Genomic DNA, 14,664 nt, shown 5'->3' with positions numbered 1-14,664 from the left:
GAGAACGGGGAGGCCGGAAGGCATTAAAAACACAAAAAATACCAGGGAGGGCACAAGCGATTTGTGCCCTTTTTCTATAAGATCTGCGGGTTCGGATTTTATAGGTTTATGCTGCGGTTGAGGTTTTTTTAATCGCTATTATTAATTTGTCTGACCGGCAGATTTCCCCTACGCAAACGTTTTCTTTTTCTGTTAGAATTCGCCGCGAACTGGATGCCGGGGCAGACGTGACTGGATTAGACACTGGAATAGTTAATGGTCTGGATTGATTACGTCATCATTGCGGTTATCGGATTTTCTGCTTTAGTCAGCTTAATCCGTGGCTTTGTTCGCGAGGCTTTATCGTTGGTAACCTGGGCTTGCGCCTTTTTCGTTGCCAGCCATTATTACCCGTACCTCGCCATCTACTTCACGCGTTTCGAAGATGAGTTAGTTCGAAACGGGATCGCAATTGCCATCTTGTTCATCGCGACGTTGATCGTAGGTGCAATTGTCAACTATGTGATTGGTTCGCTGGTGGAAAGAACCGGGTTGTCCGGCACTGACAGGGTGTTAGGTGTGTGCTTTGGCGCGCTGCGCGGGGTGTTAATTGTCTCCGCGATGCTGTTCTTCCTGGATACCTTCACCGGTTTTTCACAAAGTGAAGACTGGAAGCAATCCCAGTTGATCCCACAGTTTAGTTATATCATCAGGTGGTTTTTTGACTACCTGCAGAGCACGTCGAGTTTCTTGCCAAAACATATTTAGTTCTGGCAGCGCTGAAGAGGAAAAGACAACATGTGCGGTATTGTCGGTATCGCCGGTTTCATGCCGGTAAACCAGTCGATTTATGACGCGTTAACGGTGTTACAACACCGTGGGCAGGATGCCGCGGGCATCACGACCATTGATGCGAATAATAACTTCCGTTTACGTAAAGCGAATGGCCTGGTGAAGGATGTTTTCGAAGCCCGCCATATGCAACGCTTACAGGGCAACATGGGTATCGGCCATGTGCGCTACCCAACGGCTGGTAGTTCCAGCGCTTCAGAAGCTCAACCTTTTTACGTCAACTCTCCGTTCGGCATCACGCTGGCCCACAACGGTAACCTGACCAATGCTCACGAATTGAGAAGTAACCTGTTCGAAGGCCAGCGCCGTCATGTGAACACCACTTCCGATTCTGAGATCCTGCTCAATATTCTGGCGAGTGAACTGGACCGTTTCCAGCATTACCCGCTGGAAGCCGACAACATTTTCGCCGCTGTGGCTGCCGTGAACCTGAAAATTCGTGGCGCTTATGCCTGCGTGGCGATGATCATCGGCCACGGTATGCTGGCGTTCCGTGACCCGCACGGTATCCGTCCGCTGGTTATCGGCAAACGTACGCTGGAAGATGGCCGCAATGAGTACATGGTGGCGTCTGAGAGCGTAGCGCTTGATACGCTGGGCTTTGAGTTCCTGCGTGATGTCGCGCCGGGCGAAGCGGTGTACATCACCGAAAAAGGCCAGCTGTTTACGCGCATGTGTGCTGAGGATCCGCAGTACAACCCGTGCCTGTTCGAGTACGTGTATTTCGCACGTCCTGACTCGTTCATCGACAAAATTTCCGTCTACAGCGCCCGTGTCCGCATGGGTGAAAAGCTGGGCGCGAAAATTGCCCGTGAATGGGAAGATCTGGATATCGATGTGGTGATCCCAATCCCGGAAACCTCCTGCGATATCGCGCTGGAAATCGCGCGTATTCTGGATAAACCGTACCGTCAGGGTTTTGTGAAAAACCGCTACGTGGGCCGTACCTTTATCATGCCGGGGCAGCAGGAGCGCCGTAAGTCAGTTCGTCGTAAACTGAACGCTAACCGCGCGGAGTTCCGTGATAAAAACGTTCTGCTGGTCGATGACTCCATCGTGCGTGGCACTACCTCTCAGCAGATTGTTGAGATGGCGCGTGAAGCCGGTGCGAGACGTGTTTATCTGGCCTCGGCTGCGCCGGAAATTCGTTTCCCGAACGTTTACGGCATTGATATGCCAAGCGCGAACGAACTGATTGCACACGGTCGCGAAGTCAGCGAAATCAATCAGATCATTGGTGCCGATGCGCTAATCTTCCAGGATCTGAGCGACCTTATCGCCGCAGTGAAAGAAGACAATACCGACATCGAGAAATTCGAATGTTCAGTTTTCGACGGTGTTTACGTCACGAAAGACGTTGACCAGAACTATCTGGAATACCTCGAAGCACTGCGCAACGATGACGCTCAGGCGCTACGTGGCCAGCAGGAAGCTGAAAATCTTGAGATGCATAACGAAGGCTAATCAGCGCGTTGCTGACAGTCTCTGATACGCGCCCCTCCGGTGACCTGACCGGGCGGGCGCGTTTTTTTATGCCTGAATTTATGTCAGTATTGGCGCTATCGGGTCTGGTACCATTTTTCTGAGGCAGTGTTCATGAAACGACTTATCGTCGGTATTTCCGGCGCCAGCGGCGCAATTTACGGTGTCAGACTATTGCAAGTTTTGCAGAGCGTGCCGGATATCGAAACTCACCTGGTGATGAGCAATGCTGCCCGCCAGACACTGACGCTGGAAACCGATCTGTCGCTGCGTGAAGTTCAGGCTCTGGCCGATGTGGTGCATGATTCCCGCGACATCGCCGCCAGCATTTCGTCGGGTTCATTTAAAACGGCAGGTATGGTGGTGTTGCCATGTTCAGTCAAAACGCTTTCCGGCATTGTGAACAGCTACACTGACGGCCTGCTAACCCGCGCGGCGGACGTGGTGCTTAAGGAAAGACGTCGGCTGGTGCTGTGTGTCCGCGAAACCCCGCTGCATCTGGGCCATTTACGGCTGATGACGCAGGCCGCTGAGCTGGGCGCAATCATTATGCCGCCGGTTCCGGCGTTTTATCATCGTCCGGCGACGGTCGGGGATATCATCGATCAAACCGTCAACCGGGTCATTGATCAGTTTGATATTGAACTCCCGCAGGACTTATTTGTTCGATGGCAGGGCAGTCACTAAACGTTAACATCCCGTTACGCACTCATTTCGCGCAAGAAGGTAACATTGCACCAACAATGATCACAATTTGATTCATTGAGGTGCATTAATCTTCAGGGCTTCAGCTATTCTTCCTTCAGACCTTTGAAAACTTTCATTATCCCGATGCTTTTTTGAACGGTTTTCGTTCTCCTGCCGGTGAAAATCACGGTACGGAGAAACGGCACGAAACGTGCATGAGAAAACCTGGCAAAAAGCCATTTGCGCCGTTCAGCAAACTATAAAAAGATGTTCATTCACGCACACACAATCACAACAGATGAATAATCACTGAGGCTAATGTATGAAAAAGTTGTTCAAGGTTCTTCCGCTGGTTCTGGTCTTAGCCAGTGCAGGTAGTGCATTTGCTGCCGCGCCTAAAGCAATTAATATCGGTACTGATCCGACTTATGCCCCATTTGAATCAAAAGACTCCAGCGGTAAGCTGGTTGGTTTTGATATCGACCTGGCTAACGAGATGTGCAAACGCGCTGCCATCAAATGTACTTACGTTGAAAGTGATTTCGATGCGCTGATCCCTTCCCTGAAAGCGAAGAAAATTGATGCGATCATCTCCTCCCTGTCGATCACTGAAAAACGTCAGCAGGAAATTGATTTTACAGAAAAACTGTACGCGGCTAACGCCCGTCTGATTGCGCCAAAAGGCTCTAAAATTCTGCCAACGCTGGATGCACTGAAAGGCAAAAACGTCGGTGTTCTGCAGGGTTCGACTCAGGAAGCTTATGCCAACGCAATGTGGCAGCCAAAAGGCATCAACGTGGTGGCTTACCAGAACCAGGATCTGATCTACGCCGATCTGGCTTCAGGCCGTCTGGATGTCGCTTTCCAGGATGAAGTGGCAGGCAGCGAAGGCTTCCTGAAACAAGCCGCTGGTAAAGATTACGCGTTTGCAGGTCCTTCCGTGAAAGACGACAAATTCTTTGGTGTGGGCACCGGTATGGGTCTGCGTAAGAACGAAACCGATCTGCAGGCTGCGCTGAACAAAGCGTTCGACAGCATGCGTAAAGACGGCACTTACGACAAACTGGCTAAAAAATACTTCGACTTTGACGTTTACGGCGGCTGATTAGCGCTGTGAGATGTGCCAAAGGGAGCGGTGTGCCGCTCCCTGCGGTTCTGACGCAGGTTTGAATTTGGCCTGCGCCGGGATCCACTGAAGACAGGAAAACTACATGCTGTATGGGTATTCCCAGGTAATTATCCAGGGCACTTTGGTGACACTGGAACTGGCGATTTCGTCGGTGATCTTAGCGTTGGTGATCGGGCTTATCGGGGCGGGCGGGAAACTGTCAAAAAGCCGGGTTATTTCGGGTTTTTTTGGTTGCTACACCACGCTTATTCGCGGCGTCCCTGACCTGGTGTTGATGTTGCTTATTTTCTACGGATTGCAGATTGCGCTTAACAGCCTGACTGAATCCTTAGGTTTTTCTCAGATTGATATCGATCCCATGAGCGCGGGTATTATTACCCTGGGCTTTATTTACGGCGCTTATTTTACCGAGACGTTCCGCGGTGCTTTTATGGCGGTTCCCCGTGGCCAGATTGAAGCAGCGACGGCGTTTGGTTTCAGCGGTTCGCAAATCTTTCGTCGAATCTTATTCCCGGCCATGATGCGTTTTGCGCTTCCCGGAATTGCCAACAACTGGCAGGTTATTTTGAAAGCCACCGCGCTGGTGTCCCTGCTCGGCCTGAATGACGTGGTGAAAGCGACGCAGCTGGCGGGCAAAGGCACGTATCAGCCTTTCTACTTCGCGATTGTCGCGGGTGTGGTTTATCTGATTTTTACGACGCTGTCGAACGGCGTACTGGTATGGCTTGATCGCCGCTATTCGCTGGGTGTGAAGAGGGCGGATCTATGATCGAAATTTTACAACAATACGGCATGTCCTTGCTGTACAGCGACGGCTACCGTTTTACCGGTCTGGCGATCACGCTGTGGCTGTTGGTCAGCTCCGTGGTGATGGGTGGGTTGCTGGCAGTTCCGATGGCAGTTGGCCGGGTGTCCTCCAACAAATTTATTCGTTATCCGATCTGGCTCTACACCTATATTTTTCGCGGAACGCCGCTGTACGTTCAGTTACTGGTGTTTTACTCCGGGATGTACAGCCTGGAAATCGTGCGCGGTACGGATTTTCTCAATGCGTTTTTCCGCAGCGGCCTGAACTGTACGATCCTCGCGCTGACGCTGAATACCTGTGCATATACCACGGAGATCTTTGCCGGTGCGATCCGTTCGGTTCCGCACGGTGAAATTGAAGCGGCCAATGCCTACGGTTTTTCGCGCTTTAAACTGTACACCTGCATTATTTTGCCGTCGGCCCTGCGTACCGCGCTGCCTGCGTACAGTAACGAAGTGATTCTGATGCTGCATTCCACCGCACTGGCCTTTACCGCCACGGTGCCGGATGTGCTGAAAATCGCCCGCGATATTAATTCCGCGACCTATCAGCCTTTCTACGCATTCGGGATTGCAGCGGTGATTTATCTTTGTGTTTCTTTTGTCCTGATTGGCCTGTTCCGCAAGGCGGAAAAACGCTGGCTGGCGCATGTTAAGCCTCAGTCCAGCCACTGATAAAAATAACCATTGCGGATATAAATATTATGCCAGAAAACAAATTAGCGGTTCTCGACTTACACAAACGCTACGGTGACCATGAAGTGCTCAAAGGCGTGTCTTTGTCTGCGAATGCGGGCGATGTCATCAGCATTATCGGTTCATCTGGTTCCGGGAAAAGTACCTTTTTGCGCTGCATTAACTTCCTGGAAAAACCGAGCGAAGGCTCGATCAGCGTCAATAATCAGGATATCCGTATGGTGCGTGACACCGACGGGCAACTGAAAGTCTTCGACAAAAAACAGCTGCAACTGCTGCGCACCAAACTGACGATGGTTTTCCAGCATTTCAACCTGTGGAGCCACATGACGGTGCTGGAAAACGTTATGGAAGCGCCGGTTCAGGTGCTGGGATTAAGCAAAGCCGAAGCGCGCGAACGTGCGGTGAAATATCTCGATAAAGTGGGTATCGACGCCCGTGCGCAGGGGAAATATCCGGTGAACCTGTCCGGCGGTCAGCAACAGCGTGTGTCTATCGCACGTGCGCTGGCGATGGAGCCGGAAGTGCTGCTGTTCGATGAACCGACGTCAGCGCTTGACCCTGAACTGGTGGGCGAGGTGTTGCGTATCATGCAAAAACTGGCGGAAGAGGGGAAAACTATGGTGGTAGTCACACACGAAATGGAATTTGCCCGTCACGTTTCCAGCCATGTGATTTTCCTGCATCAGGGTGTTATCGAAGAGCAGGGCGATCCTGGTGAAGTCTTTGGTAACCCGAAAAGCGCCCGTTTACAGCAGTTCCTGTCCGGCGCGTTGAAGTAATATCCGTACGCTCCTTCCCCTCTCACGAGGGGAAGGCTGGGATGGTGTGTGGTTTTTACCTGAGGAAAATCAGCCTTTCGCAGCCAGCAGGCAAAGCTGTACGGTCAGTTCATAGGATTTCACAAACGAGTTCACCGGCAGGAACTCATATTTCGAGTGGAAATTATGCGCGCCCGTGAAGTAGTTTGGCGTCAGCAAACCTTTCGCTGACAGCGCTGCACCGTCGGTGCCGCCGCGCATCGGGATCACTTTTGGCTCAACGCCAATCTCTTTCAAACCCGCAAAAATCAAATCAATTGCACGACGGTCTTCGCCGATGGCGCTGCTGATATTGCTGTAGGTATCGCTGATTTCAACTGACACTTTTGCTGTCGGATACTGCGCGGCAATTTCTTTCGCGACATCCTGAATCTTCTGCTTACGCGCAGCAAAACTGGCGCTGTCAAAATCGCGGATGGATGCGTTCAGCTTAGCCCCTTGCTGCGATGCGCTCATGCCGTTAAACCACACATAACCTTCACGGCCTTCGGTGTTTTCCGGCGTCTCAGCGCGGTCAAAATGGCTGATGAAATCCTGTGCCATCAGCAGCGGATTCACCAACACGCCTTTGGCGGACATCGGGTGCGCGGTGACGCCGGTAAAGGTAATTTCAGCGGCGGCGGCATTGAAGTTTTCGTACACCACTTCGCCAAGCTCGCAGCAGTCGATGGTGTAAGCAAAATCCACGTCAAAACGGGCGAGATCCAGCGCTTTTGCACCGCGCAGGCCAATCTCTTCGTCAGGGACAAATGCTACCACGATGTCGCCGTATTCCTGCTCCGCGCTGAGGTTTTCCAGCAGCGTCATCACCACGGTCACGGCCGCTTTGTTATCCGCCCCAAGGACGCTGGTGCCATCGCTGAAAATAATCTCTTCGCCTATATAAGGCAGAATTTCCGGTCTTTGTGCCGGGCGCAGCCAGATATCCTGTTCTTTATTGAGGCACACATCATCGCCGGTGAAACGCAGCGTTTGCGGGTGGATATCCGGACGCAGGCCGACATCCACGGTATCAATATGTGTAATGAAGCCGATACGCGGACCGCCTTTTTTCGTGCCCGGCTTGACGGCGGTGACGGTCGCGTGTTCGTCAATCTGAATGTTCTCCAGGCCGAGCTGGTGCAGTTCATCGGCCAGTAAACGCGCCATATCATGCTGCCCCGGTGTACTTGGCAACGTGGTGGCGCTGGCATCACTTTGTGATGTTACGGAGAGATAGCGGTAGAAACGTTCGGTAAGCTGTTTTGCGATTGTTGTCGACATCTTGACCTCTGAATGATCGCCAATAGGGTTCCTTGTTATAAGATTTTCATATATAACAAAGTATTACTACGTGTTATGTAGATGTTAATCTGTTTTTGCTTTAGGTTCCACGATGAAGAAGATCTAAACACTCTCCGGACAGGGAAAATAGGGAAAATAATGAAACACAACATCTTAAAAATAAGTACAGGGTTACTGGCATTAGCCATCACCGGCGGCGTTTCCGCCAAAACGCTGGTTTACTGTTCTGAAGGGTCGCCGGAGCAATTTAACCCGCAACTCTATACTTCAGGCACGTCAGTTGACGCCAGCGCGGCACCCATCTATAACCGCTTGGTTGATTTCAAAATTGGCACCACGGAGCTGATCCCAAGCCTGGCTGAAAGCTGGGATGTCAGCCCGGACGGCAAAACATACACGTTCCACCTGCGCAAAGGCGTGAAATTCCAGAGCAGCAAACTGTTCACGCCGACCCGTGACTTTAATGCTGACGATGTCATCTTTTCGTTTATGCGCCAGAAAGACGAAAATAATCCTTACCATAAAATTTCTGGCGGCACGTATCTGAACTTCGACAGCCTTAAAATGGGCGATTTGATTGGCAGTATCGACAGGGTGGACGACTATACTGTGCGCTTCAATCTGACCCGTCCGGAAGCGCCATTTGTTGCCGATCTGGCCTGGTATTTTGCGTCTATCCTTTCGGCTGAATATGCCGATCAGATGCTGAAAGCCGGTACGCCGGAGAAGGTGGATCAAAACCCGATCGGGACTGGCCCGTTTGAGCTGGTGCAATATCAGAAAGACACGCGTCTGTTATACAAAGCATTCCCGGATTACTGGCAGGGCAAATCTAAAATCGACCGCCTGGTGTACAGCATCACGCCGGACGCCTCGATGCGTCTGGCAAAACTCGAAAAAAATGAATGTCAGGTGATGCCGTTCCCGAATCCGGCTGATCTTGATCGTATGCGCGCCAATAAAGACATCAACCTGATGAGCAAAGCAGGTCTGAATACCGGTTTCCTGTCTTTCAATACGCAGAAACCGCCGCTGGATAATGTGAAAGTTCGTCAGGCGCTGAGCATGGCGATCAATAAGCCGCAAATCATCGACGCTGTTTTCCACGGCACCGGAACCGTCGCCAAAACGCTGCTGCCAACGGGCGTCTGGAGTTATGACGACAAGCTTGCTGACTACGATTACTCGCCGGAAAAAGCCAAAGCACTGCTGGCGGAAGCCGGGATGCCAAACGGTTTTGATATCGATCTGTGGGCAATGCCGGTTCAGCGTCCGTACAACCCGAATGCGCGGCGTATGGCAGAGATGATTCAGGCCGACTGGGCGAAAATTGGCGTCAAAGCGCACATCATCAGCTATGAGTGGGGCGAATATCAGACCCGCATCCGCAACGGCGAACATATGGCCGCGCTGATGGGCTGGACAACGGCCAACGGTGACCCGGATAACTTCTTCGGCCCGCTGTTCACCTGTAATGCGGCAAAAGGCGGTTCAAACTCCGCAAAATGGTGTTACCCGCCATTCGACCAGCTGATTACCGAAGCCAAGGAAACCACCGACCATGCGAAGCGTGTCGCGCTCTATGAGCAGGCTCAGCAGATGATGCATGATCAGGCACCTGCGGTGATGATCGCGCACTCGACGATTTTCGAACCTGTGCGGAAAGAAGTGAGTGGGTATGAGATTGACCCGTTTGGGAAACATGTCTTTTATCAGACGGATATAAAGGAGTAGGGCTAGCGGCTGGGCCGGTTAAATATAGAATTGTGAAAGTTTCGGTTTTTCAATATATGTGATCGCTTAGCCGTTCGTGCAGAAACCGCCCAAGAGAGGCCCGTCCTGGCCTCTTTTGGGCGGTTTCGGCGAGAATGTCCGGGCGATCCCCGCAATTGAGAAACCGAAACTTTCTCGGTCTAGCCTTCACTGCAAGTAATAAGCCGGAACTCCCTCGATCCAGCCCTCACTGCAAGTGAAAAATCCTCCGAGCGGGTCGAAGGGCAGCAAGCCCTTCACGTAAGCAAATCCTCAAGTGCTTCCTTCAGTTCCTTATGCCGGTAGGCAAATCCCGCGGCTTCTAGCTGTTTCGGCACGGCACGTTGCCCGCCGAGAACTAACACCGCCGATTCCCCCATCAGCAGGCGCACCACCGGCGCCGGTGCGCGCATAAACGCCGGACGGTGCAGGACTTCACCGAGCAGGGCGCTGAACTGTTCATTGCGGGCAGGATAAGGCGAAACCATATTGAACGGGCCGGAGAGCGTTTCGTGCGTCAGCAGGAAAATGATGCCATCAATCATGTCATCGATGTGGATCCACGGCATATATTGCTGACCATCGCCCAGCGGGCCGCCCAGACCGGCGCGGAAAGGCAGCACCATTTTGGCCAGCGCGCCGCCTTTTTCAGCCAGAACGATGCCGGTACGCAACAGACAAACGCGGGTGCGCGGGCTTTCGGCGGCCAGTGCCAGTGCTTCCCAACGTGCGCACAATTGCCAGGTAAACTGCTTATTAGGGGGTTCATCCTCCGGCACCAGTGCCTGACCCTGATCGCCGTAGTAACCGACAGCAGAGCCGGAAATAAAGACCGACGGCGGCGTCTGGCTGGCGTTGATCAGCGTCGCCAGCTTTTCCGTCAATTGCCAGCGACTTTCGCACAACAAGGTTTTATGTTCTTTCGTCCAGCGCTTGTCGGCGATCGGCTCGCCCGCCAGATTAATTACCGCGTCAAAGCCCTCCAGTGATGTTTTGCCGTCGAGGGTTTCCCAGATCTGAACCTGTGGCCCTAATAGTTTTGCCGCCCGTTCAGGCGCGCGGCTCAAAGCGGTAATCTGGTGAGATTGCTCAAGAAGCCGTTCAGTAAGTTTACGGCCAATGAGCCCGGTGGCACCGGTAATCAAGATCTTCATATCGTGATCCTTAACTGTCTGAATACGCGGATGAACTCCTTCTAATCATAGATGAGTCATCATCATTAACTCGCGATATAGAACACAATTAGGAATTATTTATTCAGCGGAAATCAGAATGCCTCCGGCAGGCACCGGAGGCGGAAGCGCTTACTGCACAGTGGCCAGTGCGTAGGCTTTTTGTGTCGCAGGGCGGCCCTTTACCCGTTCGAACCAGTTGCGGATGGCTGGATATTCCTCCAAATCAATGCGCTGGCGTTCGTGCGCGACAACCCACGGATAGGTGGCAATATCAGCGATGCTGTAATGTTCACCGGCGATATAGGCATTTTTTTCCAACCTGCGGTTCAGAACACCATACAGACGCCGGGTTTCCTGCTGAAAGCGTTCAATGGCGTAAGGGACTGGCTGGGGAGCGAAATGAGTGAAGTGGTGATTCTGGCCCAGCATAGGGCCAAATCCCGCAACCTGCCAGGTCAGCCATTCCAGCGTGACGGTCCGTTCACGCAGTTCTTTACTGAGGAATTTCCCGGTTTTTTCTGCCAGGTACTGCAAAATAGCACCGGATTCAAAAACGCTGATGGGGGCACCACCGTCGACGGGATGATTGTCGACGATTGCCGGGATTTTATTGTTGGGGGAAATGGCGAGAAATTCAGGTGTGAACTGGTCACCCGCACTGGTATTGATGCGGTGAATTCTGTACGGCAAGCCACTCTCTTCAAGAAAAAGAGAAATTTTATGGCCGTTAGGCGTTGGTGCGTAATAAAGATCGATCATATTGCCTCCTGCGTTGTTTTAATCACTCTCCGCGGCTTGCGGGGCGGGATGCGTCAATGTGGTATTGATATTCACAAACTTTTTATCTGAATGGATAGGGTATCATAATGCAGATATTTCGCAGTCTATGTCAGAGTTGTCTGATGGCGAACTTTGTGGGGTAACATGGCTTTTACGTTGCATCAACGCATCCATAGCTATTGAAGCAACCCAGCAGACCCAGATAGAATCTCCGGACATTATCGACGTGTTGCAAATCACTGCGCACAGACTTATCGCGCACAGACCAGCGCTTAAAAGAGAAGGTTCCAGCGGATGTCAGAACAAGAGCAAAACATCAGTACGGATGAGTGGGTTGATATCGTCAACGAAGAAAACGAAGTCATTGCCCAGGCCAGCCGAAAACAAATGCGCGCTCAGGTCCTGCGTCACCGTGCCAGCTATATTGTCGTTCATGACGGGATGGGGAATATCTTGATCCAGCGCCGGACGGAAACCAAAGACTTCTACCCGGGCTGGCTGGATGCGACCGCGGGAGGAGTGGTGCAAAGCGGTGAAAATATTCTTGATTCTGCCCGGCGTGAAGCTGAAGAAGAGCTGGGGATTGCGGGTGTCCCTTTCGCGGAGCATGGTCAGTTCTACTTCGAAGAAGAGAATAAATGTCGCGTGTGGGGGGCGTTATTCAGTTGCGTTTCACACGGCCCGTTCGCCCTGCAGGAAGAAGAAATTGATGCTGTACGCTGGATGACGCCGGAAGAAATTACCGCACGGTGTGATGAATTTACGCCGGACTCCCTGAAGGCATTATCCCTGTGGATGACGCGTAACAATGAGAAAGAACACGGCAAACCGCTGATCCGTGAAACGTCAGCGTCAGACGCGGAAAGCGTAAAAAACGATGACGACGCACAGCAAAAAGACGATATCTGATAGCGCATAAGGGGCGGGCGGTGTGAAGCCGTCCGTTCCTTTTTTAGCAACTGTCTCGTTTGCATAATGACGAGGCAATCGTCACTTCCTCCCATTCTTCTTCATGTATTCTCGCCAGTAATGCCTGTGCAGCACGGATACCAATCTCTTTATGCGGTATGGCAATCGTCGTCAGCGGCGGCTGGCAGACTTTACTGACGTCTGAATTCCCAAAACCCACCACGGCAAGATCATCCGGTACTTTGATGCGACGGCGCTGACATTCGTACAGTGCACCGCAGGCCAGATCGTCAGAAACACAAACCAGCGCGTCGATTTCCGGCCAGGCGAGCAAGAATTCCGGCAATTGCTGCGCGCCGGTAGAAAAGCAGGCCGGTTCGGCGGCGTTAATCACGCGATGCGGCGACATGTGCGCCTTGAGCATCGCCTTACGCCAGCCTTGCAGGTGTTGCTGGAAAATCCACTGTTCCTGATTGGCACACAGCATGCCGATGTTCTGATAACCCTTTGCCACCACGGTTTGCGTGAGCTGAAACATAGCCTCGACGTAATCGATGCCGATATTCATGTCGATTGGTGAATCAGTCAGCGCACCGATTTCCAGCACCGGAATCGTCAGGTTGTCCAGCCACTGACGCACATTTGCGGAGTGCTCGACGGAAAGCAAAATAGCTGCCGCCAGATTGTAAGAAAGCAGCGTTTCCAGCAGCTTTTCCTCGCGCTCCATCCTGTGCTGGGATTCCGCCAGCATGATCTGATATCCCGCAGGCTGCAGCACCTTTTGCAAACCGGCAAACATTTCCGCGCAGCCCGCTTCAGAAAGACTCGGCACAATCATCGCAATAGTATTAGACGACGCGGAGGCCAGCGAACTGGCGGCCTGATTGGGCAGATATCCCAGCTGGCTGACCGCTTCTTCAATCTTTTCCCGCAGCTTATCGGAGACCTGTTCCGGCGTTCGCAGCGCGCGGGAAACGGTCATGCTTCCCACGCCCGCAAGCTGCGCGACATCGGCCAGCGTCACTCTCCCGGTACTGCGTCTTTTTTTGTTAATGGACATTCACGATCCTGACTGCGCATCTTGCGCACAAATTATACCCGCAGGCATTGCGAAAAAAACAGGCCGCAGCAGGACCGGTATCGAACAGGAACCACGGCAGAATTCGGTAAATTATCGGCAATTTCCAGACAAAGTATACCGTTATTTATGCGGCCATCGGGCTGATGGTTTCGCAACGGGACTATTTTTGATAGCGCTATCACAGATCTCAATGATAGAAGTTTGGTAGCGCTATCTTTGTGAGATGTATCACAGATGTTAACGCTACCGCTGAAGTAGAGTCTGGATCGTTGGTGGTGTCTGGGGGAAATTCGACCCGCCATCTTAAAAAATAAACCGGAGCCATAACTATGCTGAATGATTGGCTGACTTCTGACAGAATTCAGATCAGAACAGATATCACTGACTGGCGTGAGGCCGTGGAAGTGAGCGCCGAACCGTTGCTCAAAGAAGGGACGATTACGCCCGATTACCTGACGGCGATTTTTGCTCAGCGGGAGAAACTGGGCCCCTATTTTGTTCTGGCCCCCGGCATTGCGATGCCACATGCCAGGCCGGAAGAGGGCGCTAACGGATTAGGATTGTCTTTACTGACATTGCCGCACGGGGTGAAGTTTAATTCGGAAGATAACGACCCGGTATATACGGTCGTGATGTTATCTGCACCCGATAAGCACAGCCATATTGAGCTTATTTCCGAACTGGCAGAATTGTTCTCCAGCGAAGAAGATATGCAGAAAATATTCCGGGCCAAAGCCTTAGATGAAATTCAGGAAGTCATCGCCCGTTATTAATTTTGGTTAAGTGTGGTTTCGCTTATTAACGGGCTGACGATTTCACTCTCAGAAAAATAGTGTTTTTAATATGCATTATCCTGCGTAACGGATACGTGTACCCTACGCTTTTCAAAACAGATAAAAATCAGGTGAATTTATGAAAATTATGGCGATTTGCGGTTCCGGTTTAGGCAGCAGCTTTATGGTAGAAATGAATATCAAGAAAGTCCTGAAGAAATTAAACATTCAGGCCGATGTTCAGCACTCCGATCTGTCATCGGCTATCCCGGGGGAGGCGGATCTGTTTGTCATGGCGAAGGACATTGCTGCCAGCGCCAGTATTCCGGAAAGCCAGCTCGTGGTCATTACGAATATTATTGATATTAATGAACTTGAAACCAAACTGATTGCGCATTTTGAAAAACACCCAATATCCTGATTGGCACTGAAAATACCTGACTAATAAAATTAATAT

At 51.7% G+C, this 14,664-nt stretch carries 15 protein-coding genes; 11 read left to right on the top strand and 4 right to left on the bottom strand.

What is annotated here, in order from left to right:
- Positions 1–255: 255 nt before the first annotated feature.
- The 7 genes from cvpA to hisP all read left to right on the top strand — a co-directional run bounded on the left by cvpA (position 256) and on the right by hisP (position 6,414).
- A complete protein-coding gene (gene cvpA / locus CWS43_RS06660; RefSeq protein WP_013574561.1) occupies positions 256–747 on the top strand; it encodes a colicin V production protein in 492 nt (163 codons plus the stop codon).
- A gap of 30 nt (positions 748–777) precedes the next feature.
- A complete protein-coding gene (gene purF, locus CWS43_RS06655) occupies positions 778–2,295 on the top strand; it encodes an amidophosphoribosyltransferase (RefSeq protein WP_101076130.1) in 1,518 nt (505 codons plus the stop codon).
- A 132-nt stretch (positions 2,296–2,427) separates the two neighbouring features.
- Entirely contained in the window at positions 2,428–3,000 is a 573-nt protein-coding gene (locus tag CWS43_RS06650; RefSeq protein WP_101076129.1) for a UbiX family flavin prenyltransferase, read from the top strand.
- Between the two features lie 322 nt (positions 3,001–3,322).
- A complete protein-coding gene (argT, locus tag CWS43_RS06645; RefSeq protein WP_101076128.1) occupies positions 3,323–4,105 on the top strand; it encodes a lysine/arginine/ornithine ABC transporter substrate-binding protein ArgT in 783 nt (260 codons plus the stop codon).
- 106 nt (positions 4,106–4,211) lie between these two features.
- Complete coding sequence (locus tag CWS43_RS06640) at positions 4,212–4,898, top strand: histidine ABC transporter permease HisQ (protein ID WP_101076127.1); 687 nt, start codon at positions 4,212–4,214, stop codon at positions 4,896–4,898.
- Positions 4,895–5,611 (top strand): ABC transporter permease, encoded by a 717-nt coding sequence (locus tag CWS43_RS06635; RefSeq protein ID WP_101076126.1) that lies wholly within the window; start codon positions 4,895–4,897, stop codon positions 5,609–5,611. Before CWS43_RS06640 ends, CWS43_RS06635 begins: the two co-directional genes overlap by 4 nt.
- Before the next feature lie 29 nt (positions 5,612–5,640).
- Positions 5,641–6,414 (top strand): histidine ABC transporter ATP-binding protein HisP, encoded by a 774-nt coding sequence (gene hisP, locus CWS43_RS06630; RefSeq protein ID WP_101076125.1) that lies wholly within the window; start codon positions 5,641–5,643, stop codon positions 6,412–6,414.
- 69 nt (positions 6,415–6,483) lie between these two features.
- On the opposite strand, the gene pepT is transcribed toward hisP, so the two are convergent.
- A complete protein-coding gene (gene pepT / locus CWS43_RS06625; RefSeq protein WP_101076124.1) occupies positions 6,484–7,716 on the bottom strand; it encodes a peptidase T in 1,233 nt (410 codons plus the stop codon).
- Positions 7,717–7,875: 159 nt separating this feature from the next.
- On the opposite strand from pepT, the gene CWS43_RS06620 reads away from it, so the two are divergent.
- Positions 7,876–9,471 (top strand): ABC transporter substrate-binding protein, encoded by a 1,596-nt coding sequence (locus CWS43_RS06620; protein WP_101076123.1) that lies wholly within the window; start codon positions 7,876–7,878, stop codon positions 9,469–9,471.
- 275 nt (positions 9,472–9,746) lie between these two features.
- Here CWS43_RS06620 and CWS43_RS06615 read toward each other — a convergent pair whose 3' ends face one another.
- Together CWS43_RS06615 and yfcG are read right to left on the bottom strand one after the other, a co-directional pair.
- Positions 9,747–10,643: a TIGR01777 family oxidoreductase gene (locus tag CWS43_RS06615; protein WP_101076122.1), complete on the bottom strand. Its 897-nt coding sequence runs from the start codon at positions 10,641–10,643 to the stop codon at positions 9,747–9,749.
- Positions 10,644–10,793: 150 nt separating this feature from the next.
- Complete coding sequence (gene yfcG / locus CWS43_RS06610; RefSeq protein ID WP_101076121.1) at positions 10,794–11,423, bottom strand: GSH-dependent disulfide bond oxidoreductase; 630 nt, start codon at positions 11,421–11,423, stop codon at positions 10,794–10,796.
- 315 nt (positions 11,424–11,738) lie between these two features.
- Here yfcG and yfcD point away from each other — a divergent pair, with 315 nt between their 5' ends.
- Complete coding sequence (yfcD, locus tag CWS43_RS06605; protein WP_101076120.1) at positions 11,739–12,353, top strand: NUDIX hydrolase YfcD; 615 nt, start codon at positions 11,739–11,741, stop codon at positions 12,351–12,353.
- A 43-nt stretch (positions 12,354–12,396) separates the two neighbouring features.
- Here the strand turns inward: yfcD and CWS43_RS06600 are convergent, their stop codons facing one another.
- A complete protein-coding gene (locus CWS43_RS06600) occupies positions 12,397–13,413 on the bottom strand; it encodes a LacI family DNA-binding transcriptional regulator (protein WP_101076119.1) in 1,017 nt (338 codons plus the stop codon).
- Positions 13,414–13,763: 350 nt separating this feature from the next.
- Between CWS43_RS06600 and CWS43_RS06595 the strand changes: the two genes are divergently transcribed.
- Both CWS43_RS06595 and CWS43_RS06590 read left to right on the top strand, forming a co-directional pair.
- A complete protein-coding gene (locus CWS43_RS06595) occupies positions 13,764–14,207 on the top strand; it encodes a PTS sugar transporter subunit IIA (protein ID WP_101076118.1) in 444 nt (147 codons plus the stop codon).
- Between the two features lie 139 nt (positions 14,208–14,346).
- Positions 14,347–14,628, top strand: a complete 282-nt coding sequence (locus CWS43_RS06590) for a PTS sugar transporter subunit IIB (RefSeq protein WP_101076117.1) — start codon at positions 14,347–14,349, stop codon at positions 14,626–14,628.
- The last annotated feature ends 36 nt before the right edge of the window (positions 14,629–14,664 follow it).

It is taken from the genome of Rahnella sp. AA, from assembly GCF_002834385.1.
In the GTDB taxonomy this organism is placed as follows: domain Bacteria; phylum Pseudomonadota; class Gammaproteobacteria; order Enterobacterales; family Enterobacteriaceae; genus Rahnella.
Note: the sequence above shows the minus strand (reverse complement) of the source record. Positions and strands in the feature narration are given on the sequence as shown.